30 protein-coding genes are annotated in these 26,707 nt (G+C 62.6%); 14 read left to right on the plus strand and 16 right to left on the minus strand.

Translation table 11 applies throughout. From position 1 onward, the window contains the following. Position 1: 1 nt before the first annotated feature. The 7 genes from NKH93_RS11020 to NKH93_RS11050 all read left to right on the plus strand — a co-directional run bounded on the left by NKH93_RS11020 (position 2) and on the right by NKH93_RS11050 (position 5,431). Positions 2–1,006: a Gfo/Idh/MocA family oxidoreductase gene (locus tag NKH93_RS11020; RefSeq protein ID WP_352970291.1), complete on the plus strand. Its 1,005-nt coding sequence runs from the start codon at positions 2–4 to the stop codon at positions 1,004–1,006. Continuing rightward, a complete protein-coding gene (locus NKH93_RS11025) occupies positions 1,003–1,962 on the plus strand; it encodes a sugar phosphate isomerase/epimerase family protein (protein ID WP_352970293.1) in 960 nt (319 codons plus the stop codon). Before NKH93_RS11020 ends, NKH93_RS11025 begins: the two co-directional genes overlap by 4 nt. Positions 1,963–1,973: 11 nt before the next feature. Next, complete coding sequence (locus NKH93_RS11030) at positions 1,974–2,282, plus strand: MocE family 2Fe-2S type ferredoxin (RefSeq protein WP_352970295.1); 309 nt, start codon at positions 1,974–1,976, stop codon at positions 2,280–2,282. A gap of 6 nt (positions 2,283–2,288) precedes the next feature. Next, entirely contained in the window at positions 2,289–3,071 is a 783-nt protein-coding gene (locus tag NKH93_RS11035; RefSeq protein WP_352970298.1) for a TIM barrel protein, read from the plus strand. Between the two features lie 4 nt (positions 3,072–3,075). Further along, positions 3,076–3,900: a 3-methyl-2-oxobutanoate hydroxymethyltransferase gene (locus tag NKH93_RS11040; RefSeq protein WP_352970300.1), complete on the plus strand. Its 825-nt coding sequence runs from the start codon at positions 3,076–3,078 to the stop codon at positions 3,898–3,900. Between the two features lie 244 nt (positions 3,901–4,144). After that, complete coding sequence (gene purU / locus NKH93_RS11045; protein WP_352970302.1) at positions 4,145–5,029, plus strand: formyltetrahydrofolate deformylase; 885 nt, start codon at positions 4,145–4,147, stop codon at positions 5,027–5,029. Between the two features lie 84 nt (positions 5,030–5,113). Continuing rightward, complete coding sequence (locus NKH93_RS11050; protein ID WP_352704806.1) at positions 5,114–5,431, plus strand: MurR/RpiR family transcriptional regulator; 318 nt, start codon at positions 5,114–5,116, stop codon at positions 5,429–5,431. 359 nt (positions 5,432–5,790) lie between these two features. Here NKH93_RS11050 and NKH93_RS11055 read toward each other — a convergent pair whose 3' ends face one another. Then, a complete protein-coding gene (locus NKH93_RS11055) occupies positions 5,791–7,056 on the minus strand; it encodes a site-specific integrase (protein ID WP_352970304.1) in 1,266 nt (421 codons plus the stop codon). A 465-nt stretch (positions 7,057–7,521) separates the two neighbouring features. On the opposite strand from NKH93_RS11055, the gene NKH93_RS11060 reads away from it, so the two are divergent. The 3 genes from NKH93_RS11060 to NKH93_RS11070 all read left to right on the plus strand — a co-directional run bounded on the left by NKH93_RS11060 (position 7,522) and on the right by NKH93_RS11070 (position 9,219). Continuing rightward, complete coding sequence (locus NKH93_RS11060) at positions 7,522–8,511, plus strand: DUF2332 domain-containing protein (protein WP_352474762.1); 990 nt, start codon at positions 7,522–7,524, stop codon at positions 8,509–8,511. A 226-nt stretch (positions 8,512–8,737) separates the two neighbouring features. Then, positions 8,738–8,947: a hypothetical protein gene (locus tag NKH93_RS11065; RefSeq protein ID WP_352474763.1), complete on the plus strand. Its 210-nt coding sequence runs from the start codon at positions 8,738–8,740 to the stop codon at positions 8,945–8,947. A gap of 38 nt (positions 8,948–8,985) precedes the next feature. Continuing rightward, a complete protein-coding gene (locus tag NKH93_RS11070) occupies positions 8,986–9,219 on the plus strand; it encodes a hypothetical protein (protein WP_352539901.1) in 234 nt (77 codons plus the stop codon). 105 nt (positions 9,220–9,324) lie between these two features. Here the strand turns inward: NKH93_RS11070 and NKH93_RS11075 are convergent, their stop codons facing one another. From NKH93_RS11075 to NKH93_RS11085, 3 genes are all read right to left on the minus strand, one after another. Further along, positions 9,325–9,639, minus strand: coding sequence for a hypothetical protein (locus NKH93_RS11075; protein ID WP_352540042.1), 315 nt, complete (start codon positions 9,637–9,639; stop codon positions 9,325–9,327). Between the two features lie 73 nt (positions 9,640–9,712). Continuing rightward, complete coding sequence (locus NKH93_RS11080) at positions 9,713–11,011, minus strand: cytochrome P450 (protein ID WP_352970306.1); 1,299 nt, start codon at positions 11,009–11,011, stop codon at positions 9,713–9,715. Positions 11,012–11,061: 50 nt separating this feature from the next. Further along, positions 11,062–11,589, minus strand: coding sequence for a metallophosphoesterase (locus tag NKH93_RS11085; protein WP_352539899.1), 528 nt, complete (start codon positions 11,587–11,589; stop codon positions 11,062–11,064). 257 nt (positions 11,590–11,846) lie between these two features. On the opposite strand from NKH93_RS11085, the gene NKH93_RS11090 reads away from it, so the two are divergent. Together NKH93_RS11090 and NKH93_RS11095 are read left to right on the plus strand one after the other, a co-directional pair. Beyond that, positions 11,847–12,176, plus strand: coding sequence for a hypothetical protein (locus NKH93_RS11090; protein WP_352970308.1), 330 nt, complete (start codon positions 11,847–11,849; stop codon positions 12,174–12,176). A 94-nt stretch (positions 12,177–12,270) separates the two neighbouring features. Continuing rightward, the gene (locus NKH93_RS11095; RefSeq protein WP_352539897.1) at positions 12,271–12,819 is read left to right on the plus strand and encodes a DNA-3-methyladenine glycosylase; all 549 of its coding nucleotides are present in this window, start codon (positions 12,271–12,273) and stop codon (positions 12,817–12,819) included. A 33-nt stretch (positions 12,820–12,852) separates the two neighbouring features. Here the strand turns inward: NKH93_RS11095 and NKH93_RS11100 are convergent, their stop codons facing one another. After that, a complete protein-coding gene (locus tag NKH93_RS11100; RefSeq protein WP_352970310.1) occupies positions 12,853–13,275 on the minus strand; it encodes a DUF3606 domain-containing protein in 423 nt (140 codons plus the stop codon). 23 nt (positions 13,276–13,298) lie between these two features. Here NKH93_RS11100 and NKH93_RS11105 point away from each other — a divergent pair, with 23 nt between their 5' ends. Next, positions 13,299–13,817, plus strand: a complete 519-nt coding sequence (locus tag NKH93_RS11105; RefSeq protein ID WP_352539895.1) for an EF-hand domain-containing protein — start codon at positions 13,299–13,301, stop codon at positions 13,815–13,817. 169 nt (positions 13,818–13,986) lie between these two features. Beyond that, on the plus strand, positions 13,987–14,328 hold the full coding sequence (locus NKH93_RS11110; RefSeq protein WP_352539894.1) for an antibiotic biosynthesis monooxygenase family protein: 342 nt from the start codon (positions 13,987–13,989) through the stop codon (positions 14,326–14,328). A 26-nt stretch (positions 14,329–14,354) separates the two neighbouring features. Here the strand turns inward: NKH93_RS11110 and NKH93_RS11115 are convergent, their stop codons facing one another. From NKH93_RS11115 to NKH93_RS11165, 11 genes are all read right to left on the minus strand, one after another. After that, positions 14,355–15,188 carry an SMP-30/gluconolactonase/LRE family protein gene (locus tag NKH93_RS11115; RefSeq protein WP_352501148.1) on the minus strand — a complete coding sequence of 278 codons (834 nt, stop codon included), beginning with the start codon at positions 15,186–15,188 and terminating at the stop codon, positions 14,355–14,357. 11 nt (positions 15,189–15,199) lie between these two features. Next, the gene (locus NKH93_RS11120) at positions 15,200–16,975 is read right to left on the minus strand and encodes a CoA-transferase (RefSeq protein ID WP_352970312.1); all 1,776 of its coding nucleotides are present in this window, start codon (positions 16,973–16,975) and stop codon (positions 15,200–15,202) included. Next, positions 16,972–17,757: an enoyl-CoA hydratase/isomerase family protein gene (locus NKH93_RS11125; protein WP_352970314.1), complete on the minus strand. Its 786-nt coding sequence runs from the start codon at positions 17,755–17,757 to the stop codon at positions 16,972–16,974. The genes NKH93_RS11120 and NKH93_RS11125 overlap by 4 nt, the downstream gene beginning before the upstream one ends. Positions 17,758–17,759: 2 nt before the next feature. Continuing rightward, a complete protein-coding gene (locus tag NKH93_RS11130) occupies positions 17,760–18,965 on the minus strand; it encodes a CaiB/BaiF CoA transferase family protein (RefSeq protein ID WP_352970316.1) in 1,206 nt (401 codons plus the stop codon). An 18-nt stretch (positions 18,966–18,983) separates the two neighbouring features. Further along, positions 18,984–19,769 (minus strand): SDR family NAD(P)-dependent oxidoreductase, encoded by a 786-nt coding sequence (locus NKH93_RS11135; RefSeq protein WP_023677038.1) that lies wholly within the window; start codon positions 19,767–19,769, stop codon positions 18,984–18,986. A 1-nt stretch (position 19,770) separates the two neighbouring features. Next, positions 19,771–20,766: an ABC transporter permease gene (locus NKH93_RS11140; RefSeq protein ID WP_352970318.1), complete on the minus strand. Its 996-nt coding sequence runs from the start codon at positions 20,764–20,766 to the stop codon at positions 19,771–19,773. Positions 20,767–20,796: 30 nt separating this feature from the next. Beyond that, positions 20,797–22,329 carry a sugar ABC transporter ATP-binding protein gene (locus NKH93_RS11145; protein ID WP_352970320.1) on the minus strand — a complete coding sequence of 511 codons (1,533 nt, stop codon included), beginning with the start codon at positions 22,327–22,329 and terminating at the stop codon, positions 20,797–20,799. Beyond that, positions 22,319–23,302, minus strand: a complete 984-nt coding sequence (locus NKH93_RS11150; RefSeq protein ID WP_352682380.1) for an ABC transporter permease — start codon at positions 23,300–23,302, stop codon at positions 22,319–22,321. Before NKH93_RS11150 ends, NKH93_RS11145 begins: the two co-directional genes overlap by 11 nt. A gap of 141 nt (positions 23,303–23,443) precedes the next feature. Beyond that, on the minus strand, positions 23,444–24,475 hold the full coding sequence (locus tag NKH93_RS11155; RefSeq protein ID WP_352473034.1) for a sugar ABC transporter substrate-binding protein: 1,032 nt from the start codon (positions 24,473–24,475) through the stop codon (positions 23,444–23,446). Between the two features lie 23 nt (positions 24,476–24,498). After that, positions 24,499–25,350 (minus strand): IclR family transcriptional regulator, encoded by an 852-nt coding sequence (locus tag NKH93_RS11160; protein ID WP_352615125.1) that lies wholly within the window; start codon positions 25,348–25,350, stop codon positions 24,499–24,501. Then, positions 25,350–26,492: an extracellular solute-binding protein gene (locus NKH93_RS11165; RefSeq protein ID WP_352473036.1), complete on the minus strand. Its 1,143-nt coding sequence runs from the start codon at positions 26,490–26,492 to the stop codon at positions 25,350–25,352. Before NKH93_RS11165 ends, NKH93_RS11160 begins: the two co-directional genes overlap by 1 nt. Between the last annotated feature and the right edge of the window lie 215 nt (positions 26,493–26,707).

A 26,707-nucleotide genomic window follows, 5' to 3' on the forward strand; every position in this document is an offset into this window, starting at 1 on the left:
GATGACAATCCGCATTGCAGTGATCGGCGCCGGCTTGATGGGCGCCGATCATGCCAAGATAGTCGCCGAGGAGCTGCCGGGCGCAAAGCTCCAATTGGTCTGCGACATGGATGAGCAGCGGGCTCGCCGCGTCGCCGACACGTGCGGCGCCTTCGACATTGCCACCGACCCCAAGGGCGCCATCGCCCGGCAAGACGTGGACGCCGTGATCATTGCGAGCCCCGATTTCACGCATGCGCCGCTTTCGTTGGCCTGCATTGCCGCCGGCAAGCGCGTCCTATGCGAAAAGCCCCTGTCACAATCATCGGCTGACTGCATCGCGGTGATGGAAGCCGAACAGAAAGCGGGGGCGAAATTCGTCCAGCCCGGCTTCATGCGGCGTTACGACCGCTCCTATCAGGAAATGAAGCAAGCGCTCGATAATGGTCTTCTCGGCCGGGCGTTGATGATGCACAATTTCCATCGCAATGTTGAAACACCTGCGGCCGATTTTACCGGCGCGATGGCTATCACCAATTCAGCCCCGCACGAATTCGATGTCGTGCGATATGTGCTCGGCACCGAATATGCTGCAATCTCCGCATTCCAGCCGCGCCGCTCCGACGCGCGTGTCGCCCCTGTCTTCATGGTGTTGGAAACGGTGGACGGGCAGCTCGTCAACATTGAGATCAACAACAACGCCGCCTACGGCTATGACGTCCGCGCCGAGCTGATTGGCGAGAACGGCGCCGTGGCAACCAACAACGTTGCCTACACCCGCACGGAGTCAGCGCTTACCCAAAGCACAAACTACGACGCCGACTGGCGCACCCGCTATTACGATGCCTATCGCCGCCAGAACCGCGACTTCCTTCGCTTTGTCATGACCGGTGAGTTCCCCGCGACCGCCTCGGACTGCTGGGACGGCTACTGCGCCGCCGTCGTTGCCGAGGCCGGCGTGGTAGCGCTGAAGCAAGCCCGTCGTACGCCTGTCCAGATGATTGCAAAGCCGGAGTTCTACGCGTGAAGCTGGGTTTCGTTTCAGACAGTCTCGGCAATCTGCCGTTCGACACGGTGCTTGATCATGCCCACCGCATGGGGGTATCCGGCATCGAGGTGAACACTTGCGGCTGGTCGACCGCCCCGCATTTCCGGCTTTCGTCCATGCTGGGTAACAGGGACGCGCAGAAGCGGTTTGCTGCAGCCTTCGAGGAACGCGGCCTGGAGATCATCAGCCTCAATGCAAACGGCAATCCGCTGCACCCAACCGATCCGGCACAAGGCCAAGGGTTGAAAGACACGATCCGCGTCGCCGGCGAGATGGGCATTCGCACCGTCTGCACCATGAGCGGTCTGCCGGCAGGCAGCGCCAGCGACAGCATGCCGAACTGGGTCGTCTCGTCCTGGCCGCCGGAAACGCAGACCATCCTTAAATATCAATGGGAAGAAAAGCTGATCCCGTTCTGGACCGAGATCGCGGCGCTGGCGAAGGAAAACGGCGTCGATCGCATCGCACTGGAACTCCATGGCAATCAGTGCGTGTACAACGTGCCCTCGCTGCTGAAATTGCGAGAAGCGGTGGGATCCGTCGTTGGCGCCAACCTGGATCCCTCACATCTGTTCTGGATGGGGGCCGACCCCCTGGTCGCTGCCGAGGCGCTGGGCGAGGCCCTGTATCACGTTCACGCCAAGGATACGATGCTCAACAAGCCCGTTCAGGCAACGACCTCGCTGCTTGAGAATGGCAGCCTGATGGACATTCCAGCCCGGTCATGGAGTTACATCACGCTTGGGTTCGGCCATGGCGAGGAGTGGTGGCGACAGTTCTGCTATCGACTGAAGATGGCTGGATATGACGGCTGGCTTTCCATCGAGCACGAAGACGTACTGCTGAATTCGCTGGAGGGGCTCGAAAAGTCCGTCGCGCTGCTCCAGGGCGTGATGCCGTCAGCTCCCGCAGACTTCAAACCACAAAATATCTGAGGAGAGACTCGATGCCCTGGGTTGACGCTTGTGCCGCTGCTGAAATCGAAGCCGAGGAAGCCAAACGCTTCGAAAATGGCGGTCGTACCTTCGCGATCTTCCGCAACGACGCGGATGAATACTATTGCACAGACGGGCTATGCACGCATGAGAAGATCCACCTTGCCGACGGTCTCGTCATGGGGAACACGGTGGAATGCCCCAAGCACGCTTCCGTTTTCGACTTCACGACCGGCGAAGTAGAGACGCCACCGGCCTGCGAGAACCTCAAGACCTACAAGACGAAGGTCGAGAATGGCCGCGTCATGATCGAGGTTTGAGTCATCATGGGCCAATTCTTTCAACTCGCCGCCTGCGCCGAAATGCTCTGGCGCGACAAGCCCATCGAATGGCGCGCCGCTCGCCTGCACGAGATGGGGTTCGAGGTCGGCCTCTGGAATTGGCCCGACCATGATCTGACGAAGCTGGAGAAATCAGGAGCGACCTTCTCCATCATGAACGGCTACCTGCGGGGGCGCCTGACCGATGAGGAGGGGGCTGCGGAGTTGCTGGAAACGGCGCGACAGACCGCCCAGGTGGGAAAACGCCTCGGCGTCGCGCGGTTGAACCTCCACGGAACGGGCCTCGGCGAGGGTGGCTTGCCGGTCACGCCGGTCGAGGTGGTCACCGGTGCCATGTGGCTGAAAGCGCGCGATACGCTGCACCGCGTCGCGGAAATGGCCGAGAAGGAGGACGTGACCTTCACGCTGGAAAACCTCAATCTTCCTGTCGATCACCCCGGCGTGCCCTTCGGACGCGCGGAAGACACGCTGGCGCTGGTTTCGTCGATCGACCATCCGCGCTTGCGCCTCAACTTGGATCTCTATCATGCGCAGATCGGCGAAGGGAACTTGATCGAACTCTGCCGCACCTGCCTGCCATGGATCGGCGAGGTCCAGGTCGCGGATGTGCCGGGCCGCATGGAGCCTGGCACCGGCGAAGTGAACTGGCACGCCGTCGCCAAGGCGCTGAAGGCGATGGGCTATACCGGCCCCGTCGGGATGGAAGCCTTTGCCTCGGGCGACCCGAAAGCCGCGCTCGACGCATTCCGCAACGCATTCACGGTGTAAAGCAATGGTCCACAGGAACACCCGTCCCACAGTTGCCGACATTCGAGCCATGAAGGCGCGAGGGCAGAAAATTTCGATGCTCTATGTGACGACGCTCGAAGAGGCGGCAGCGGCCGACGCGGCAGGCATCGACATGCTCTCCATAGAGGGCCGTTTCTTCTCCCCCGAAATGCGCGAGGCGGCTGGGCGTTGCTTCGTGCAGGTGGGGCTACCTTACGGTGGCTGGGGGACTTTCAACGGCCACCCCCTGGCGACGGCCGAGGACCATCTGCGCGCAGCCTTCCATTTTGCCGCCATGGGCGGCGACTGCTTCTATTGCGCGGCCGCCTACGACATCCAGAAAGCACTCTGTGACAACCACGTGCCGATCGTCGCGCATGTCGGGCTTGTCCCTTCATACATCACCTGGACCGGGTTCCGCGCCGTGGGCAAGACCGCTCAGGAAGCTCTGAAGGTCTGGCAGCAGGTAAAGCAGCTTGAAGCTATAGGTTGCTTCGGGGCTGAGCTCGAAGTGGTGCCGGACCGGATCGGCGAGTTCATTTCGAAGAACACATCGATGATCATGCTTGGCATGGGGGCCGGTCCGGGAGCCGACGCGCAATATCTGTTCGCCGAGGACGTGCTGGGCCACACCGACGGCCACAAGCCACGTCACGCCAAGACCTATCGCAATTTCGCGGCTGAGTTTGCGCGGCTCCAGCAAGAGCGGATTGCGGCGTTCAAGGAATTCATCGCCGACGTCGGTTCCGGCGCCTACCCGCAGCCGCAGCACAATGTTTCGATCGCGGAGGCGGAATACGGCCAATTCCTGGAACAGGTGAAAGCCTGAACCAGCTCCAGAGCCATCCCTCAAATGGGGAGGGGACGGCCTCGTCCCTATCAGCGGGCAAGCACCTTCAAAGCTTTCTCGCTGATTTGAAGATTAACCAGACACAGCAAAGCCAGAGGACAACCATGCTCAAAGTCGCCCGTCCCTGGTGGCGTCGGCCCAATGACGATCGCCTGCCTGCTTCCAACGCGCTGACAGCGTTTCGTCGCAGCCTTCAGGCGTAGTCCGCTCAGGAAGAGAGCCAATGTTGAACTTTGCACTTCGCGTCAAATGTCGCTCCACCAGGGGGATCGTCGCTGCGATCGCGACCTTTCTCGCCGACCAGACCTGCAACATTACCGACAGCGCGCAGTTCGACGACGCCGACACCGGCAACTTCTTCATGCGGGTGAGCTTCCGCTCCGAAGGCGGGTGGGGGCTGGAAGAACTCCGTTCGGGCTTCAAAACAATCGCCTCGCACTTCGGCATGGAGTGGGAGTTCTTCGACGAGAGCGTCAAGCGCAGGGTCATCATAATGGTTTCGCGCTTTGGCCATTGCCTCAACGATCTTCTCTATCGCTGGCGTATCGGAGCGCTTCCGATCGACATCGTCGCAGTGATCTCCAATCACATGGATTACCAGAAGGTCGTCGTGAACCACGACATCCCGTTTCACCTCATCAAGGTGACGAATGAGAACAAGGCCGAGGCAGAGGCACAGCAGATGCGCGTCGTCGAGGAGACAGGCGCCGAGTTGGTTGTCCTGGCGCGGTACATGCAGGTTCTCTCGGAAGAGATGTGCCGGAAAATGTCAGGCCGGATCATCAACATCCACCATTCCTTCCTGCCCTCGTTCAAGGGCGCCAATCCCTACAAACAGGCCTACGAGCGAGGTGTAAAGCTGATCGGAGCCACTTCACACTACGTGACGACCGATCTGGACGAGGGCCCGATCATCGAGCAGGACACGATCCGTGTGACGCATGCGCAGTCCAATGAGGACTATGTCAGCCTCGGCCGCGACGTCGAGGCACAGGTGCTCTCCCGGGCAATTCACGCCCATATCCACCGACGGGTTTTCCTCAACGGCAACAAGACCGTCGTTTTCCCTGCCTCGCCCGGATCGTTCGCCTCCGAGCGCTTGGGCTGAGGTGGCTCTTGAAAACCTTGCCGTCATGGGCTGGATCTCAGGACCGTCTGGCTGCCGGTTCTTCGAAGTTCTGGAGGTTTTCGGATGAAATCGCCTGTACTTGCACACAGACCAAAATGTCTTGATGAGATCAAAACTGCGATCGCGAAGCGCGAGCTTCGATTAACCCCCGCTCTCGAGAAGGTAGCTCGGCAAGCACTCGAAAAACCGGAGATCATTGCATTCGAAAGCGCTGAGGCAATCGCCCGCCGTTGTGGCGTCGGCACTACCGCTCTGACAAGGCTTGCCCGCTGTTTTGGATTCACTGCTTTTCGAGAGATGAAGAAGTTTTTTCAGGATAATATGCGCGCTCGAGGCGGGCGCTCTTTGCCGCCAAGCCACGAACGTGGTCGACCAGCGTGAAAATCTTCGACACGCATGCAGAGCAAGCGTTGGTCGTCAGATTGCTAGGCCGAGTAATCAAATCGCATTGAGTAGCGCGGCGGCATGATCGGGTTCCGCTTACGCCGCAGACCGGCTGGAACTCAATGCCAGAAAAGGTCAGGTGGTGACGAAGTCCACCCCAACCTACGGTCCGCTCTCTAAGTCAGTAGCACGAGAGCTGCCATTTCACTTCCGTGCCCCTAACAGGACGTTGATTGTCTTCGCGCTGAGCGTCAGCAGTTGGCGCACGGCTGACCTCTGTCGTGTCGATAGGAACATCGGCTCTCGGCCGCGATCGGTCGATTGCCTTCAAAGATCTTCGACTACCGTCCTGGAACTCAAAGCGCCTGATCTGGCTGCGCCTCTTCCGGCTGAACGACCATCATCGCATGGATTGTGGCTGCGACTTGGTCGGCAGCCGATATGAGCACGCTATCAAGATGATGGATATAACGGCTGGTGATTGAGCCCGCTGCATGACCCAACATCGCTGCGATGGTCGGCTCCGTATAGCCGAGCTCTGAGGCGACCGAGGCGAAGGAATGTCTCAGGGTGTGGGGCGTCACGTCTTCAAGTTTCGCCTTCTTTACAATCCGCTTCCAGCCTCTCGCCATTCCGCCAAACACCTGCCCGTCGCGCACGGGTGCGAGCACGGTTGGGCAGTCTTCCACTGCCTCAATGGTTGCGAGATAGTCCAACACCGTTCGTCCGATCGGCCGCAGCGATGCTCCCTCCTTGCTGTCCTCCAGTCGGAGACACCCGCCAGCTCGATCTACTTCGGCGTGCTTGAGGTTGATGATTTCGCCCAAACGGCAGCCGGTGAGGGCAAGTAGCCCGATCGCATCGATCAATTGCGGCGTCTCTTCCTCCGCTCGGGCTTCTGCCAGCGCACGGCCGAGCCGTCCGTATTCCTCGGGTGAAAGCCGACGGCGGCGACGTGCATCCGCAGGGCGCTTCACGCCATGCACTGGATTGGTCTCGATGATGCCCTGGTCGACAGCGAAGGAGATGATGCCGCTCAGCAAACCGGTCGTGCGTGCCGCGGTGCCTGCCCCGCCCTTCACGATCGATTTCCCGCGCTTCCCGGTCTTCTCGACCTTGGCGGTCTTGCCACTCGCCACGTCTCTCAGGAAGCGGTTGATGTCGGCCTTGCTGAGATCTACTACGCGCGTCGAGCCAAGCAGCGGAACGATGTGCCGGTTGATCCGTCCCCGGTCAGTGTAAAGAGTGCTCACCTTTTTGGAGCGATTTCCCTTGCCGAGCACCAAGCCCTTCTCTGCCATCGCCAGATAATCTTGACACAATTCGCGAACCGTAATCGATCGACGGCGTGTTGCCCGATCGTCGGCAGGATCCCTGCCTTTCACGACACCGCCGAGTTCTGCCATGGCCAGCTTGCGCGCCTGCTCCACGGTGAGCGGTCCATGCCGCCCAATGGTCATGCGTTTACGGACACCATGGACGTTCCGATAATCGACGAAATAGGTGCGTGTCCCACTCGACTGGACGAAGATGCCGAAGCCCTTGAGTTCACTACACCAGATGGTGAACTGCTTCTCTCGTGGCACAGCCTTATCGACGACCGTTTTTGTCAGCTTCGGCACGACGCGATCCCTTGCTCACCACATACTCACCAGGTCGAACCGGATGATGGAGTGATGTAGCGTACAGGCGGTCAGCCTTAAATTCAACAAGCTCTTGTTAAAATAGGCGTTTTCGTGCTGTATCGTATTTTTGGCGGCTCGCTTCGATGCAAGGAATTTGCACTCCGAAGGCAGAGGTCACAGGTTCGAATCCTGTCGGGTGCGCCAAATCTCAAATTGTCCAACCCGGACACATGGGTCGCGGTTTATACCGGAGACATGGTGGACCGCACCCCTGGGTGAGACACCAATTAGGGACAGCTCCCCAGATTTTGGATTGCGCACAGCCTCCTAGCGCAACGGTTAAGCAGGCGACCGCGGGAAAGTCCGCGGGGGTCAAGCCTGTGTAAAAACGCCGGGCCTGGCTCCAATCAGATCCGTGGATCGTGTACTGTGATGAGACGTTGGGACCGAGGATCAGCGGATATGGACGAGGAGGGCTTGGCCGAGATCTCAGCCCGATATATTCGCTTCGCCGATACGGAAGCTCGCGGTCGCTCGCCGCTCTACGAGGAGTTGGCTCGGGCAGTCGCTGGGGATCGGGAGGCGCTCGGTTTCCTGTCGACTCTTCCGGACCTAAAGCGGCAACCGAACCTTCTACTTGCAGCGGTGCGTCACTTGTTCGGCACGCCAACAGGGTGGACCGAGCTTCGCCAGGCGCTTCAGGCTAATCCCGACGCTATCCGCTCGCTCATGCTCGAGCGCTCAACGCAAACCAACGAGCCGGGAAGATGCGCCACCCTGCTCCCCGTCCTGGCGCGTTTGCCGCAGCCGCTGGCCCTCATCGAGGTCGGGACCTCCGCAGGGCTCTGCCTCATGCCCGACCTCTACGGCTATGACTACGGACGCAAGGTGATCCGCGCACCTGCAATGGCCTTGGAGCCGCCTGTCTTCCGATGCCTCGCCAGCGAAACAACGCCATTGCCGACGGCCTTGCCGCAAGTCGTCTGGCGGGCTGGATTGGACCTGAGCCCGATAGATGCTTCGGACGACTCGCAAGTCGCATGGCTTGAGACACTGGTCTGGCCGGAACAGACAGCACGGCTTGCCAATCTGCGGGCGGCCCTAAAGATCGCTGCCACAGTCAAGCCTCGGGTGGTGAAGGGCGACCTGCGCGGGAGCGACCTCGTGCAACTCTGCAACGAAGCGCCAAACGACGCTACACTCGTCATCTTTCACACAGCCGTCCTCGACTATGTCTCCGACCTTGGTGACAGAGAAGCTTTCGCCGAGCAGGCGATGCGTCTCGCGCCTTATTGGGTATCGAACGAGTTCCCTCGCGTCTTCCCGTCCATCGCCACACGCGCCGGAACAAGCTGGCCGCCTGGCCGCTTCCTCCTATCTGCGAACGGCTCCCCTGTAGCTTGGACTGACCCGCATGGCGCCTCGCTCGAATGGATCGCGGACGAGGCGTAGGCTATAGGTCGATGCTCGTCTGCCACTGCTTGCGTCTTGAATTCGCGGCAAGCGCCCTTCGGACTTGCTACCGGGCGGTTGAACCCAGGAACAGCGCGTTGGGCGCGCGAAGACCGCATCCGCAGTCGGGAACCACAGCTATCGGCAAGCCGTTTACGCTGCAAACCCGCCTGTCGATCCTCAGAGCCGGGCGAGTTCTCCGAGATCCACAAATTGGAGATTGATCATGACTAGCGCTGCCGACCGCGATCCGCGCCACCACACGCAGAAAATGCAGAAAAAGTTGGAGGAGGTGAAGCAGCACCTTCGCGAGGACATCGAGAAGGTCGATGAGCCGCAGCTGAAGGCGATGTTCGAGACGTCCGCCGAGGTGATCGGCGGTCTCCAGAAGGCGTTCCAGGACTATGAACAGAAGAATGAACCCGCTTGGCGTTAAACGGCTTCTTCGCGGGTAGGTTTCAAAGGAGCGCCCCCGTGCCTGCACCACCTGAAATGGATGTCGTCCTCGAAAAGCTGCCTTTGAGGATCGGCGCCTATATCCCCGACGACTTGCTGGAGGACTGGTTTGCGCCGGGAACCGGCATGAACCCGGTCAGCAAGGAGGCGCTTGCCGCCGCCAAGAACTACGGCTGGCGCTTCGAATGCGAGTTCAAGCACTACCCCGAACGCAAGGAAGGCGTGTTCTGGAAGTGGGTGCCGGCGATCTGACCGCCGCTGGACGGTTCATCGTTCCGCGGAACGCAGAACCGGTCTATCGTATTGTTTGACGCAAATACCGGACGGAAAACCGCTTCACACTTTTCCTGGAATTGCTCAGCCTCCGCCTATCGGCGTCGTCACCTTGCCGGTTCCGCCGCATTCGGGGCAGGTGCGGCCGTCGATCATGCCTGACCCTGCACAGCGGCGGCAAATATTCTCGCCAGCGCCTGGAGTGCCTGCGGGGACTTCGTCCGTGTTGGTCTGACCGGCTTGCCGGGGCTTGCCCTGCAGCTTGTTTCTCAGCCGGGCGACCCAGCCTTCGTCGACCTCGAGCGGCCTGCTGCTATCGTCCGGCAGGCCTTCGCCGGATTGGCCGATGGTTTCATTGCGCGGCCGGTCGTTCGCGCCTGTCGTGATCTTCTGAGCCATTGCGTTTGCCTTTACGCCTTGCAATTTTCGAACGCCTCAGCTCCGCAGAGGTTCCGGTTCGACCGGCAGCCTTTCAGCGGGGTGTTTGCCGCACATTATCTATCCTGAACCCGGATTTCGGCCGCGCCGGCATGCGGGCAAGCGAGACGGTCATATCCTGATCAGGCACCTGGTAGGCCATCGACCGCGTCAGCAGGCGAACCGCTTCCATGATCAGCGCGACGGTGACGGCTTCTCCGGGGCAGCGATGGGTAGTCGCCGGATCTCCGCCGCCATGCGGGATGAAGTCGAAGCCGTGGGTTTTCCAGCTCAAGCCGCGCTCCGGGATAAATCGGTCCGGCTCCACAAACAGGCGCGGATCATGGTTGGTGCCGTGCAGGTCGAGCAGGACCCAGTCGCCTTGGTGGAAACGGTAGCCCTTCCATTCGAAGGGGTGGCGGGCGCGGCCGCCGATGAACGGGAAGAACGGGTAGAGCCGGCGAATCTCCTCGGCGAAGGCTTCCAGCCCGTCGTCATCGCCGGCGGCGAACTTGTCATACCATTGGCGGTGCTGGTGAAGCGCCAGCGCCGCAAACATGATGAAGCGGCCGATGGCGACGATTGGACGGATAATGTTGATGATTTCGACCGCGGCACCGGCAAGATCGAGCGGCATTCCCTCGGCATCGACATATTCGCTGACCAGGCGGACCGGGCTGTTTGCCGGCAAATCAAGCGCGCCGCTTCGAACGCGCCGTACAAGCTCGCCGATAGTGCGTTCGGTCCGGCGTCGCCGCCACAGCGCCAGCACGGTCGACGGCCCAATGCCGCCGGCGTTCTCGACCATGCCGCTGAGCTCGCGGCAGAGTTCGGCGCGATCCTTGTCGGCGGGGATGCCGGCCCAAGCCGCTGCCGCCTGGGTCAGGACGAGGTTTACGGCGTCGAACAGGACGATCTCGTCACGCCGCTGCCAGTCTTCCAGCTGATCGAGCCAGGCGCGACGGAAGGTTGCGCGGAGCCGCTCGATCTGGTCACCATCCAACAGGATCGACAGGAAAAGCGCCTTGCGGTGGCGGTGAGCGGCGCCGTCGAGCGCCTGGACGCTGCCCTTGTCCTGCAGCAGACGCAGCGTGGTCTGCGGCATCGCACCAATTCGGGTGAAGTGGTCGCCGCCATAAAACATCTCGGCAGCCTCGGCACCACGGACACAGATTGCCGGCCGCAGCATCAGGCGCGTCGCAAAGATGTCGGTGTTCATGCGCCGGCAGCGGGCCGAAATGAAGTCATAGCCCTCGCGCAGCAGGGCCAAGGTGCTGTCGAACGCGGCATCGCGCGGGATGGGCTTTGCGACACGCTTGCCGCCGTCGGCATCGATCAGTTCACGTCTGTTCATGGCGTGCTCCCTGGCGTTGAAATTCCTCAACGCACGGCCGGCACTTTCGATCACTCGACTTTTTGACGGCTTTGCCGCGCCGCCCTTCGGCCGCGGCTGGCAAGGATGGTGGTCAGCGTGACCGGACGAAAATCCCAGCTGTCGACGCCGACGTCATACTGGCGCGTGACCGGGGTCAGCCTGCCGTGGGAATGGCCATGCAGGTCGATCGATTTCCTGCCGATCTGGTTCCAGGTGCGAAAAGGGTAGTGACAAAGGATCAGCAGACTGCCGTCGAGCGCCAGCTCCTTGTAGTGTTGCGTGCTCGCCCAACCTGTGGCCTCGATGGTGGCTGCAGCATCGTTGTTGCCGATGATCAAATGCTTGCTGCCATGAAGAGACGCCAGAAGCGACGACACGAACGCGGCCGATCCCCTGGCAAAATCGCCGAGATGCCAGACCTCGTCGTCCGGCCCGACAGTCTCGTTCCAGAACGCAACGAGCGACCGGTCATGTTCCGCCAGCGAGCCGAACGGGCGGCGGTCGATGCGCAAAATGCGCGGGTCGCTGAAATGCGTGTCGGCGGTGAAGTAGATCATGCGCTGGAGCCTGTTTCGAACTGCCGATCTGGGCGCGTGGCGCACCAAGTCCATGTTGCTCTCCCGATGCTTGCTCAACCCGCTCGATCGCCGGTTGTTCCTGGAAGCAGGCCCAGGCGGTTTCCGCTCGTTGGCACTTTGAAACGGGGGAACTTTGAACCGGGGAACTTTGAACCGGGGAATTTTGAAACGGGGGAACTTTGAAATGAGACGCAGGTTAGAATGCTTGAGGCCGATGCTCTGAAAGGACCTCGACGATGAGCGACGCAGCACCTCTTGGGCGAAGCCCGGCTCAAGCGCGGGGCGATATCGACGCCGGGCGCGAAGGGGACAAGACCCCGGGCATCGACCCGGCTGCGGCTCCCATGGAGACCGACGCGGAATCAGCCGGCAACGCTCCGCCGAAGAGCCCTGCCGCGCGCCATGAAACGGCGAAGTTTACCAACCAGGCGAGCTATGCCAATGCGATGCGCCCGCTGACGGATGAGCCCGACGTCCAACCGAGCAGATATTGGCCGGTGCTGGTGATTGCCGCCATCGTCGTGCTGGCCGCGGCGGTTTTCATCGGCGCAGCCATGCTGCGCTGAATACCTTCATCCGAGAGCTGTGGCTGGACATTTCGTGTCCGGTCCGGGAACTTGCTGACGCGCCAGGTCCAGGCGCGATCGAGTCTGCCGCACAATGACCACGACCCATCGTTTCTTTGCCCGTGACGCCACCACCGTGGCGCGCGACATGATTGGCGCCTCGCTGCTCTTGCACGGCGTTGGCGGCATCATCGTCGAGACCGAGGCCTATCGCCCGGATGACCCGGCTTCGCATGCGTTCGGTGGCAGGACGGTGCGCAACGGCGCAATGTTCGGCGCCCCAGGCAGCGCGTATGTCTATCGCTCCTATGGCCTGCATTGGTGCCTCAATGCCGTGTGCCTGCCCGGCAGTGCCGTGCTTGTCCGCGCAATCGAACCGCAATCCGGGCTGGAGGTGATGCGGGCCAATCGCGGCGTTGACGATCCCCGGCTGCTTTGTTCGGGACCGGGTCGCCTTTGCCAGGCGCTGGCAATCGACAAATCCCATGACGGGCTGCCGCTGGACGTGCCGCCATTCGAATTCAGGCAGCCGGGCGACGCCAGCGCCGTTCTGACAGGCCGCCGGATCGGCATTTCCAAGGCTGTCGATGCGGAGTGGCGGTTCGGCCTGCGCGGCTCGGACTATTTGAGCCGCAAGTTCTGACGCCCGCGGCAGCGGCAGAGCAGTTGCCTGGCATCACTCGTCGGGTTTGCCGAGATGCATGGGTGTCGCCTGCTGGCGGGCTTCCCTGGTCACCTCGTCGGCTCCGGCAGGTGAAATCCCTCGCAATGCCTTCGCAGCTACAGTCAGGCGCCCGCGATCATTGCCGAAGCTCTTGATCAGCTGGCGGACCTGATCGGCGGTGATGCCGTTCTGTTGGGCAAAATACTCGACTTCACGGTCGTCTTCCGTAGAAACGCGGTCGCGCTCGCGGAAATCTCGCTTGCTCTTATCGTCGGCCATTTTTTCCTCCTGGTGGAGCGTCGCATCCATCCATGGCAACGTGGACAACGAGCTTTCGTTGCCGCGATCGGGCGGACTTTTCCGCCGTTGTCCCGACTGCCCAGGAACCATGAGGCGAGCAGCCGGTTTGGCTTGGATGCAGACATATTCGGCCACAATTCATACCGATGGAGAATACGATGACGCTCGCAAGCAAAACCACTGTAATTGTCGCGGCGCTGGCCATGTTGGCCGCGCCGGCATTCGGCCAGACGAGCCCACCTGCGCCCGCCGCGCCGGCACCGGATCGTGGCGCCGAACCGTCGCCCGGAGTGATCGGGCAGAGCCAGGATGCCATGCGCGATATGATGCGCCAGATGATGACTGAGATGCTGGAGGAGAGAATGCAGGAAGATCGCGCGCCCTGGACAGAACGGCGAGGTCCCGACCGCTGGCATCGCGACTACAGGATGGGCCCGCCTGAGCGAGGGTGGGAGATGGGAGGGCGCGGCGGCATTCCACGCGGGATGCATGGCGCGAAGATGCGAATGATGTTCGCCATAGTAGATGCGGACGGCGATGGCGCGCTTTCTCAGAGCGAAGTCCAGGATTTCGTCGGGCGAATATTCAACGCCGTCGATGAGGACGGTGACGGCAGCGTCGACATGCAGGAAATCCGGTCCTTCTTCCACGGAGGCGGCGCCGAGGATCAGGAGTAAGTCTCCTACCGGTCGGCAGGAGGCCTGTCTGGGGCAGCGCGAGCTCGTCGGCCGGGGAGGATAAAAGTCGCCGGCAACTGGATACCAGGCTGCCAGCCGGGGAGATGCGTTCCTTGGCTGGCCTTGCCGAACGCCGCGGACCAATCAGACCAGCAGGAATTCATTGGCCATGACAGAGAAAGCTACAGAGAAATCCCCGACCATCGCTCGTATCTGGCGCGGCAGAACCGTGCCTGAAAAGGCGGATGCCTATGAGAGTTACAATTACGAGGCCGGCATCAAGCCGCTGATCGAGAAGGCCCTGGGCGTTCAGACCTTTCGCGAGGACACGACGACCCATTCGGAATTCGTGACGATCTCCTATTGGGAAAACGTCGAGGCGATGGCGGCGCTCACCGGCGGCGATCCGACAAAAATCCACCATCTCGAGCGGGACGAAGAGTTCCTGATCGAGCTGCCGTCGCGGGTGCAGGTGTTGCGCATCCGATCGAGTCACGGGCGGCTGGGATAGGGCAGCGCCGCCCGGTTCGGCCCGATCTAGGAAATCGCCGTCAAGTCGATTTCGGTGATGTGCCAGCGGCCGAGATTTGCGGTGTAGAGCTTGTCGCCCTTGAAGGCAATGTTGGTTGGGTGGGCGAGCGTCGTTGCCGCCGGATCCTCGATCAGCACCTCGAGCCCGCTATCCTTTCGCCAGCGATAGATACGGCTGGGCTCGTAGCATGAGATGAACAGCGACCCGTCCGGCGCCAAGGCGACGCCATCGGGAACGTTGCTCACGCCGTCCACGACGAGTTGGCGAGGTCCTGCCGTGCCGTCGGCACGGATTGGCACATAGCTGAGGCAGGCCGCATGGCTTTCCACGACGTAAAGCCCATCGCCACCCGGCGCCATCGCCATGCCGTTGGCGAAGGCCATGGTCTCGCTGCACCACAGGCCGCCTTCGCCGGTCTTCAAATCGTAGCGAAAAATGCCGGAGCGGTTGTCTTCGCCGAGGCTGTCCGACACGTAGAGCCAGCCGCGTGTCTCGTCGACGATCGGATAGTTCGGCACGCGGATGCCGGCCGAGGCGAAGCGCTGCATACCAGCCGTCGCGGCATCCCAGCGAAAGATCGCCGAATGTCTCAAATCGCATGCAAAACAGTTTCCCGCGCTATCGAAGGCGATGCCGAGCAGAAAGCCCTCCGTACCGCCCATGCGTTCGACCGAGCCGCCATCGGCGGCCAAGCGCAGCAGGTCGCCGGTTTCGGTGCCGCACCAGATCGAGCCGTCGCGATGGATGGCCACGCCTTCCGGATGGGCGATGCGCGGGCTGGTGAAGATGCCATCGAAGAAGACCCTCGCGGCCGACATTTCGAGCAACGGCTTTGCCATGCGCACCCCCTTCAATCCGGTGCAGTATGCGACCGCTGTGCGGCGATGCAGCGCTCGACCATCCGCCGGTCGGTGGCCAGGATCTCGGCGATCAGGGCGCTGCGCTCCCTGGCGCTGACGAATTCGAGGCGCCGCAGGCCGAGCGGGTCGATGCGGTTTCGCAGGATGTCGAGCGTCTCGTTTGAGGGTAGCGCAACTTCGTGGCAATCGGCATCGAATGTCAGGGCAAAGCCGGTGGCATCCTGGAGCTGCTGGCGCGTCACGCACGGCATGGTCTCGATGACGGCCAATTGCCGGCTCTCCCCGTCGAGCCGAAACACGCAAAGGTCGGTGAACACCAATGCCGCGCCGGTCCGATAGCCCATCGGCTCGCGTTCGGCCTCAGTCAACAGGCCGCGCGCCGAGCTGGCAATCTCGACCGTCTCGACCAGCGACTGCACGGAATGGCGGGGGACGTAGAGCAGATAATCGCGATGCATGTTGGCGACGTCGGCCATGCCGCCTTGCCCGGGCAGCCGGATAAGGCTGCCGTCACACTTGCGCAGCGCAATGGTGTTGACGCGCCCACGGCGGTCGACCTGCGCGGCACCGACGATCTCATGCGTCACCGCGCCGGCCTGATAGTAGGTCGAATAGGTGTCGTCGCCGCCGGCATGCGCCACCGCCGTTTCGCAATCGAGGCTTTCGATCAGCGACAGGATCATCCGGCTCGGTGCTATGTCGAGATGGCCGCAACTCATGGTGGCGATGATCATGTCCGGCGCGTGCGTCGCTTTGGCCAGCCGGTAGGCGACATTGGCGAGCGGCGACACCGCGCCGGCACTGGCAAAGCTCTCATTGTCGAGTTCAGCGGCGATGCGGGCGGCGATGATCTCGTCGATGGACGCCTCCTTGTTGCCGTGCACGAGCCTGGGCATTGCGAGGACTGTTTCAGCGCCGACTTTTGCAGCGTCTTGAACCCGCTCCGGCACGCCTTCCGAAGGCATGCTCAGGCTGTCCGACAAAGGTATTTCCTTGGCCGCGAACGCCTCCGCTAACGCTTGATAGTCCGTCACATAGAATGGCAGGCAGGAGGCGGGATAGGCGCCGCCTGGTGCCAGCGCGATCGCCGACACCTGGTTGCGGGTCAAAATGCTCTGCCGACCATCATGCCGCAGCCCTCCGACCGGGACGATCTCCTCGACCGTCACCAGCACCTCGCGCGCCGCGCCGGCCAGGGCGAAATCCAGCGCCCGTGGTCCGATGATCTGGACATTGCCGCTCTCGTCGGCACGCTGGGCATGGACGACGAACGTATCGAGCCGCAAGGCCGGGATGATCCCGGTCGTGGCTCCCACGATCGGATCGGGCACGGCGATCGCACCCGGCACGCGCGCCAGCATGTCCGAACCCTCCGGAAGCTGAAACGGCATCGACGGCAGGTTCTGCTGCCCCGCCCGCAGCGCCTGGATCATGGCCAGCGCCGTCCAGTCGCGGACCGGCACGGCATTGGTCTCGGCAGCCGCGCGGAAGCGCGGCGGCAAGCCAAAAATATCGAGGCTGGAAAAGCAGATATCAACCTCCGCCACGGCATTCGCTTCGAGAAGCAGTTCGAGCGGCAGGCCGCCGGCCCAGCAGACATAGCGAAGATCCTTGACGCCCAAGCGGGCGATGGCCCGCAACAAGGCGATCGGCAGCCGGGCAAAATGATGGCCACCGACACCGAAGACGTCGCCGCCGCCGACCATCGCGGCCAGGCCCTCGACATCGGTGAAGCGCGGCCGGTTTTGCTTGACCAGGGACGTCATTTCGCAGCCTTCGGCCGCGTCGCGCTCTTTTCAGCAAATTCCTTGACGCGCCGCTGGCCGGTCTCGCTGCGGTACAGGCCACCCAGGACATCGCGCTCCATGGCAAGGCCGTCGGCCAGATCGCCCGACACGGCATGCGCGGTCAGCGCTTTCAGCCCTTCGATCGCTGCGGCCGGTTCGGCGGCGATCATCTCGGCGAGTTCTAGCACCCGCGGCATCAGCCTTTCGGCATCGACGATCTCGTTGACCAGACCGGCGCCGACGAACTCGGAAGCCGGCACGATGGCGCCGGTCATCAGCAGAAAATTGGCGCGGTTGCGGCCGAGCTTCTGGACGCTGCGCTGGGTGCCGCCGCCGCCGGGGACCAGCCCGAGCTTGATCTCGGGCAGGCCGAGCTTCGCGAACTGGTTGGCGATGACGATGTCGCAGCACAGCACCAGCTCCATGCCGCCGCCGAGCGCAAAGCCGTTGACCGCGGCGATGACCGGCTTGCGGTTGTTCTCGACCGCCGCATACATGCGCGTGCCGGCGGCCTGGAAGGCGTCGAACTCGATAGCTGTCTGGGCAGCGTATTCCTTGATGTCGGCGCCGGCCATGAAGCCGCGCCCCTCGCCGGTCACCACGATCGCGCCGACGCTGTCATCCTGCGACAGCGCCTCGAAAACCTCGGTGATCTCGCTTTGCATCAGCCGGTTCATGGCGTTGAGCTGATCAGCGCGCCGGAAGGTGACGACTGCGACGCGCCCGGATATTTCCAAGGTGAGTGTCTGGTAAACGCTCATCGTCAGGCAGCGTCCACGGTCATGTCGCCGGACGCCTCCAGCGCGGCGATCTCGTCGCTGTGGAGGCCGAACTCGGCCAGTATCTCGCGGCCATGCTGGCCGACCAGCGGCGCCGGCCGCTCGATGGTTGCCGGCGTCTCGCTCATCTTGACCGCCGGCGCGACCACCCTGACCTTGCCGCCGCGCGGATGATCGTAGCTGGTGATCATGCCCAGGTGCTTGACCTGCGGGTCCTCGGCTGCGCGCCTTATGTCCTTCACCTCGGCACACCAGATGTCGGCTGCCAGCAGCCGCGCCAGCAGGTCCTGCGTGGCAAACTTCCTGGTTTCGGCGTTGACCTTGTCGAACACCTCGTCGCGCCTGTCGAACAGGGTCTTCAGATCGTCGTAGACGGCAAGCTGCGGCGCCTCCAGCACTTCATACAGCGTCTTGAACGGGCTCATGGCGATCGACACATAGCCGCCGTCCTTCGCTTCATAGACACCGAACGGCGCCTGCATGCCGGGGTGGCCGATGCCGGAATTCGGGCGCACGAAATCCTCGCCGAGATTGAGCACGGCGACATATTCCTGATTGAGATGCGCCAGCATGCCGGCGAGCAGATTGACCTCGATCTTCTGGCCCTTGCCGGTCTTCTCGCGATAGTAGAGCGCCGACAGGATGCCGTAGACCATGTTCATGGCGCCGATCTGGTCGGCCAGGCCGGCACCGGCCGGAACAGGAGCCTGATCGCCGCGGCCGGTGTTGGAGATCAGCCCGGACAATCCCTGGATCAGCATGTCCTGGCCGGGGCGCTCGACATAGGGGCCTTCCTCGCCATAGCCGGAGCCCGAGCAATAGATGATGGCGGGATTGACCGCCCTGAAATCCTCGTAGCCATAGCCGAGCCTGGCGAGCACGCCGGGGCGGAAATTCTGCACCACCACATCCGCCTTCTTGGCCATGTCCATGATGATGGCATGCACCTTGCGACTTTTCAGGTTGAGCGCGATGGAGCGCTTGTTGCGGTTCCAGGCGAGGAAATTCGGGCTTTCGGAGCCGCCGACCCATTTGGCGAAGAAGGTCATGCCGCGGAACATGTCGCCGGCGCCGGCGCGCTCGATCTTGATGACGTCGGCGCCCATGTCGCCGAGCAGCTGCGTGGCGAACGGCCCTTGCAGCAGATGGCTGAAATCGAGAATGCGGACGCCTTCGAGGGCTTTGTTCATTTCATGTCTCGTTGGTTGTCAAAGCAGGTCGGGTACGTAGCGGGGTGCTGCGGTGAGGCCGCCGTCGACGCGCAGGTCGGTACCGGTGGTGAAGCCGGCGGCGTCGGAGGCCAGATAGACGGCGGCTTCGGCCACTTCGGACGGTTTTCCGATGCGGCCGAGCGGATGCATCTTGACCCAGGCCTTGGCGAGATTGCCGCCGATCTCCTTGACCAATTTGTCGTTCATCGGCGTGTTGATGGTGCCGGGCGAGATCGAGTTGACGCGGATGTTGAGCGGGCCGAACTCGACCGCCATCTGGCGCGTCATCGCCATCACCGCACCCTTGGCGCCGGCATAGGCGGTCCAGCCGTCGAGCCCGATATGACCTTGCGCCGAGGCCATGTTGATGATCGAGCCCGATTTCTGCGCGATCATATGCGGCAGCGCATATTTGCAACCGCGGAACACGCTGGTCAGGTTGACCGCGATTAGCCGGTGCCACTGCTCGTCGCTCATTTCGTGAACCGGCATGCCGCCGATGGCGATGGCGGCATTGTTGACGAGAATATCGAGATGGCCGGTCTTGCCGACGGCTGCGTCGATCAGGGCGGCGATGTCGGCCTCCTCCGCCACGTCGCAATGGATGTAGTCGGCGCGGTGGCCGGCGGCGCGCAGCTCGGCTGCGAATTTTTCACCCTTCTCGTCGGCGATGTCGCCGAGGAAGACGTGCGCGCCTTCCCTCGCCATTGCCTCGCTGATCGCGTGGCCGATGCCGTCGGCGGCGCCGGTGACGATTGCGGTTTTCCCTTTGAGACGATCCATATCAGCCTCCAATGGCGCGCCGGCGCTTTGCTTCGTCGAAGGCGACGGCGGCAATGATGATCATGCCGGTGATAACCAGTTGCCACTCGGTCGGCAGGCCGAGACCGCGCAGCCCGTTGGACAGGAACTGCAGGATCAGCACGCCGAGCGCCATGCCGGTCAGGCTGCCTATGCCGCCGGCAAGGCTCACCCCGCCGAGCACGGTGGCGGCAACGACCTGGAACTCGAAATTCAGCCCGGCCGTATGCTGCGCCGAACCGACGCGGGCTGCCAGGATGATGCCGGCTACCGTCGCCAGCAGCGCGCTGATGATGAAGCAGGTGAACTTGACGCGGCGCACGTCGTAACCCGCCAGCCGTGCCACTTCCGGATTGCCGCCGACGGCATAGATCTGCCGCCCGAACGGCCGGTGCTGCGTCACGTAGGCGAAGACGGCGAGCAGGACGATGGCGATGACAGCCGAATAGGGAACGACGTTGAACAGGCGGCCGTCCGACAGCGCGATGAAGCTGTCGAGCGCGGCGTCGTCTGGAATAGCACGCTGGCCGGTATAGAGATAAACGCCGCCGCGCATGATGAACATCGTGCCCAGGGTCACGATCAGCGAGTTGATGCCGGCATAGGCCGTCAGATAGCCATTCACGACGCCGATGGTCAGCCCGAACAGCAGCGCGCCGCTGATGCCGAGCAGCAGAGAATTCGTGTCGTTCATGATGATGATCAGCGGCAGTGCGATCGTCGCCAGCAGCGAGCCGATCGAGATGTCGACCTCGCCTGATATGAAGACGATGGCGCAGCCGATGCCGGCTGTCAGCGCCAGCGAAGCCTGACCGAGCACATTGGTGATGTTGCGCACGGAGAAGAAATTCTCGGCGGTGAAGGAAAAGAACGCGATCACCAGGATGAGGCAGAGGAGCAATGCCAATTCCTGCCGCGCGACGAGCCGCGCCAGCATGGACGGCCCAGCTTTCACGGTGTCGGTGCTTGCCAGGCTCATCGCTTGGTCCCTTTGCGAAGCGTCATCGTCTTAGCCGATTGCCGCATTGAGGATGTTCTCCTGCGTGGCCTCGTCGCGAGGCATGATCGCGGTGAGGCGGCCTTCGCACATCACCACGATGCGGTCGGCAAGCCCCAGCAGCTCGGGCATTTCGGACGTCATCATGACGACCGCCAGGCCTTCGCCGGCGAGCCGGTCGATGAGCGCAAAAATCTCCGACTTGGCGCCGACGTCGATGCCGCGGGTCGGCTCGTCGACGACGATCACCTTCAGGCCTCGCATCAGCGAGCGCGAGATCAGCACTTTCTGCTGATTGCCGCCGGACAGGTTCTTGACCTGCTGGAACAGGCTGGGCGTCCGGATGCGGAAACGGTCGACATAGTCCTGCACCGCCTTGCGTTCGCTGACCTTGTCGACGAAGCCCATTCTGGCGAAGGCGCCGAGTGAGGCGAGGCTGGCATTCTGGTAGACCGGCAACTCGCCCATCAGCCCCTCGCTCTTGCGGTCCTCGGTGAGCAGGCCGATGCCGAGCCGGACGCCGGTGTGCGTTTCGTGCGGCAGCAGCCGGCTGCCATCGACCGAAATGGCGCCGGACGTGATCGGGTCGTAGCCGACGATGGCCTTGGCGAGCTCGGTTCGGCCCGCTCCCATCAAGCCGAAGAAGCCGAGGACCTCGCCGGCATGCGCCTCGAACGACACATCCTTCAGCTTCTTGGCGGTGCTGAGCCCTTCAACGGAAAGCGCGACCTTGCTGCCCGGCGCGCCGCGCTTGCGCGGGAACAGGTTTTCGATGCGCCGGCCGATCATGTCCTGGATCAGCGTGTCGTTGGTATGTTGGCCGATCGGCCTGGTCGAGACGTGGCGGCCGTCGCGCAGCACGGTCACGGTGTCGGCGATCTCGAAGACCTCGTCGAGCTTGTGGCTGACATAGAGCACCGCGATGCCCAGCGCGGCCAGCCGGCGGATGACGGTGAACAGCAGCGAGACCTCGTTAGGCGTCAGCGAGGAGGTCGGCTCGTCCATCACCACGACGCGGGCCTCATGGGCGAGTGCGCGGGCGATCTCGACCATCTGCTGCTGGCTGACCGGCAGCGATCCCGTGCGCGCCGCCGGGTCGACGTTGAAGCCGATACGCTTGAACAGAGCGGCCGCATCGGCACGGATCTTCTTCCAGTCGATCGAGCCGCCTTTGCCGGTCGGATAGCCTTCGAGGAAGATGTTTTCGGCGACGCTGAATTCGGCGATCAGCGCGATCTCCTGGAACACCACCTTGATGCCCTCTTTCAGGCTATCGCGCGGCGACTTGATGTCGGCCTCGCGGCCGCGCAGGCGGATGGTGCCGGCATCCTTGCCGTAGACCCCGGCCATGATCTTGATCAGCGTCGACTTGCCGGCGCCGTTCTCGCCCATCAGGGCATGGATTTTGCCGGGTTCCAAGGTCAGATCGACATTGTCCAGCGCCATCACGCCGGGAAAACGCTTGCCGATGCCGCGCATCTCCAGCGCCGGCACGCTTTTGTCGACAGCCACGGTTTCGCCGGGGTGAAGGAAATCAACCGACATTGGCTCTGTTCCGCACGATGTCGAGATAGGTCGCCAGGATGATGACGATGCCGGGCACCACCATCTGCAGGTCCTGGTTCCAGCCGAGGATGATGATGCCGTTGTCGATGACCTTCAGCACCAGCACTCCAAGCAATGTGCCAAGCAGCGAGCCGCGGCCGCCAAGCAGGCTGGTGCCGCCGAGGATGACGGCGGCAATCACCGTCAGCTCGAAGCCGCGGCCGGCGGTCGGCTGGCCGGCATTCATCAGCGACGACAGGATCATGCCGGCGACGCCGACGCACAGGCCGGTGACGACGAAGGCGAACAGTTTCAGCCGTTGCGAGCGCACGCCGGAGAGACGAACCGCGCGCTCGTTGGCGCCGACAGCGTAGAGATAACGGCCGAGCGTGGTGAAGCGCAGCGTTGCCGCGGCCAGCGCGAAAATCACCGCGGCAACGACCACGGGCAGCGGGATCGCGCCGATATAGCCAGCGCCGAGATCGGTGAAGCCGGCAAGCCGGTGGTGGTTCTGCACCGCCTCGCGGGTGAACAGGTAAACGCCGCCCTGCAGCATCATCATGGTGCCGATGGTGGCGATCAGCGAGTTCACCTTGAGGCTGGTGACGACGAGGCCGTTGAAAAGGCCGACCGCGCCTGAAAAGGCGAGCGCCGCCAGCAACCCGAGCGTCAGACTGTGCGTTGAATTGAGCACGGCCATGCCGATGCAGCCGACAAAAGCCAGCGATGCACCGACCGACAGGTCGACTTCCGCAGTGATGATCAGCATCGTCATGCCGGAGGCAACGATCAGCACCAGCGCGCATTGGCGCAGGATGGCGATGATGTTGGCCTCGGAATAGAATTGCGGCGCGGCAATCGAAATGGCGATGCAGAGCACGGCCAGGATCACGCCGAGCACCAGCTGGCTGCTGCCCAGCAGCTGGCCGCCGATGAAACGCCTTGGCGCAGAGGATTGCGTAAGCTCGCTCATGTCCATTTTATTTCCGGGCCCGTATCGGTGCCGTCGCCGTCTGGAAACTGCCGGCCAAAACAGGACGGTTGCCCTGTTTTGCCGTTCGGCATATCCGATCCGCCGCCCTTCCCGCCGTGCGGGAAGGGCTACCCGGAATCCTTACTTCTTCAGATCGGCGGAAGTTTTCATGCATTTTTCCGGTGGCTGAAGCGCATTGACGGCATCCCATTTGATTTTGCGTGTGGTGCCATCGTAGTCGTAGAACTTCTTCCAGTCGTCGCCGTTCATCGGCGCGGTCGGGCTGACGATGTGTTCCGGCACCTCTTCGCCATTGAAGAGCTTAACCGCTGCATCGATGGCGGTGTAGCCTTCCTTTTCCGGGAACATCGCGGCCTCGATGCGGTAGGACGGCTCGTTCTGCATCGCATTGATGAAGGCGAGGCCTTCGCCGCCGGTGCCGACAGTCAAGAGGCCGTCCTGCGACTTGCCGGCCGCTTTCCAGGCCTGAAGGCCGCCGAGCGAAGAGGAATCGTTGATGCCGTAGATGATGTTGATGTCGGCGTTCTTGGCAAGAGCCGCCGAAGAGACTTCGAGCGCGCGATCGGGATTGCCGCCGCCGTCGAGGTCGTGGACCATGACCGCGTCGGGGATGATGGTCTTGAGGCCATCCATGAAACCCTGCGACCGCAGCACGGTGGCGGACAGCAGCGGCAGGCCGACATTCATCACCTTGGCTTTGGCTTCGAGCTTTTCCTTGGCGTATTTGCCGGCTTCGACGCCGGCGGTGTAGCCGGTGTCGTAGTCGCAGATCGCGACCATTGTGGTCATGCCCTTGACCGGATTGCCTTCGAGCACGACCGGAACGTTGTTGGATTTCGCCTGGCGCAGCAGCGGCACGACGCCTTCCTCGTTGACGGGCGTGATGATCAGGACGTCGACGCCCTTGGCCATGAAATCTTCGGCGGCGGAGACCTCCTTGGCAACGTCCAGATTGGCGTCCTGCACCTCGAGCTCGATACCGAGTTCCTTGGCGCGGGACTGCATGCCCTTGATGACGTTCTGATACCACTCATGCGTGGCGTAGTTGGTGACGTAGCCGATGCGCTTCGGCATGTTTTCGGCGTGTGCCGCGGCGGCGCTCAGAGCAAGCACCGCCGCCGAGGCAAATAGCATCGATTTGGACCAGTTCATGTTTCTTCTCCCTGTATTTCTTGTCAGTTGCTGAACGGATAGTCCCGCCGTTCCGGGTCGGCACGTGAAGAGGCGGCAGCTTCGCCCGCGCCCAGCGCCGACGATATCGCCTCGGCCGCCGCCTTCGTCCGCTCGAACACGGTGCTGCGATCGAAGCGGGCGGCCTTTTGCGGCAGGAAGGGGACGGTGAGCGCGGCAATGACGGCGCCGGTATGGTCGCGCACCGGCATCGAAATGTTGGTGCAGCCCTCGACAGCCAGCGAGGCGCGCATTTCATAGCCGAGCCTTGCGACTTCGTTCAGCCGCGCTTCGATTTCCGCCCGGCTGCCTTGGCCTTCGCCTGCAGCGACGATCCGTTCGACGATGCGGTCGCGCTCGGCGCGGCTCGAATGCGCCAGCAGCACCGCGCCGGAGCTCGTTTCGAGGATCGGGAAATGCGAGCCAAGGGCAACCGAATAACGCATCGGCAAAGGCGAATCGATCTGCAGCACGACCAGTGCGCTCTCGCCTTCGCGCACGACCAGATGGCAGCTCTGGTCGGCATTGGCGGCGAGGCCGCGCATCACCGGCAGCGCGCATTCGACCAGGCGGTTCACCGGAGGATGCATATGCGCCAGTTCGAACAGCTTCAGCGACAGGCGGAAGCGGTCCGATTGCGTCCGGAAAATGTAGCCGCGCTTCTCCAGCAGCAGCAGGATGCGGTAGATCTCGTGAATGGAGCGCCCCATTCCGGTGGCGATCTCGGTCTGGGTCAGCGGCTCGCCGCTGGCAGCCATGAATTCCAGTATGTCGAGCGCCTTCTCCACCGCCGGCACCCGATAGCCGTTGCGGCCGCTTTCGCCTTCGTCGACGATCTGGGCAATATCGGCGGCCATTACGCGACGCTCCGTTGCGGCTGGCTATGCCTGGTCTCGCGATAGAGCCGGTTCAGCCGATCCGCGAGCTCGGCCGCCTGCAATTCGCCGGCGATCGCCGCCGCGGCATGAGGGGCGCATTGGCGGAAGAAGCTGATGAAGCCCGGATGGGTCGGGCGCAGATAAGAGGCTTCGATCGTCGCCAGCGTCGAGGCGAAGAAGCCGCCCGAGAGCGCGTTGACCTCGGTATCCTGCCACGCCGCCAGCGACCCCGGCTGTCCGCCGGATTTCACATAGTCGCCGCGCTGATAGCCGGGCGAGCACAGAAACAGCGCGTAGTCGATGGCGGCTTGCTTGTGTTGCGATTGGGCGCTGACGCCGATGCCGGCGCCGCCGAGCAAGGCGCCGGCGGATCGCGGCGTCGGCACGTCGGCGAAGCGCAGATACGGCCTGTCGGCCCTGGAGGCATAATTCACATAGCCGAAGGCGAACGGCACGTAGACCACGTCGTCATGCGCGATCATGTGATCGTAGCAACGGATCGGGTTCCATTTCGGCGAGTTCGGATGCGACAGCGCCGCAAGCTGGCGCAATTGCCCGACGGCCCGCTCGATTTTTTTCCCGGCGATGAACTCGTCGCCGTCTTCCCGGGGCTCACCCAGCGTCAAAAGCAGGCACATGGCGTCAGTCGGCACCAACGGCAGCCCAAGCCATTTGCCGTCCTTCAAGGCGCGCCGGCCGAGCTCCAGCACCTCGTCATGGCTGCGCGGCAGCGGTCCGTAGCGCTCCAGGAGATCGGGGCGATACGAGGCAACCTGACAGGCAGCATCGATCGGCAACGCCCATTGAAGCCCGTCCCTTGCGTAGGATTGCCAGGATGCGCCGACCGAATCCCGTTCGAAGCCGTGGCGCTGCTCGGCCGACAAATCGAACGGCACCATCAGCCCGCCTTCGGCAATATCGCCGATGAACGGATGGTCGAACACGACAAGGTCATAGGCGCCGAGCACCGGACCAAGCGCGCCCTCGCCGAACTCATAGAGGCTGCGGCGGTCCCATTCGATCTCAAGACCGGGATTGGCGGCACAATACGGCCCGATGCTGGCGTCGAGCGGACCCCAGCAGCGTCGGTGATCCCACGCAAGGCCGCGCAGTCTTGTCATGCCGAAATTCCTCCCAGAGGCGGCCATGCGCCGGCCCAGCCGATTAGTAGCAACTATTTTCACCTAGACAAGTAGTTTTTACATACGCAAAGCCAGTCCTCGCTTCCGCTTGGCGAGAAAGCCGCCCAACCATCCCTGGTGCGCATCGCGTTGCCGCCGGCCTGCAACCAAAGGCTGCGACGGATCTGGCTTTTTGGAACTTTCGCGACGAACAT

Source organism: Mesorhizobium sp. M0954 (assembly GCF_040319155.1).
Lineage (GTDB): Bacteria > Pseudomonadota > Alphaproteobacteria > Rhizobiales > Rhizobiaceae > Mesorhizobium.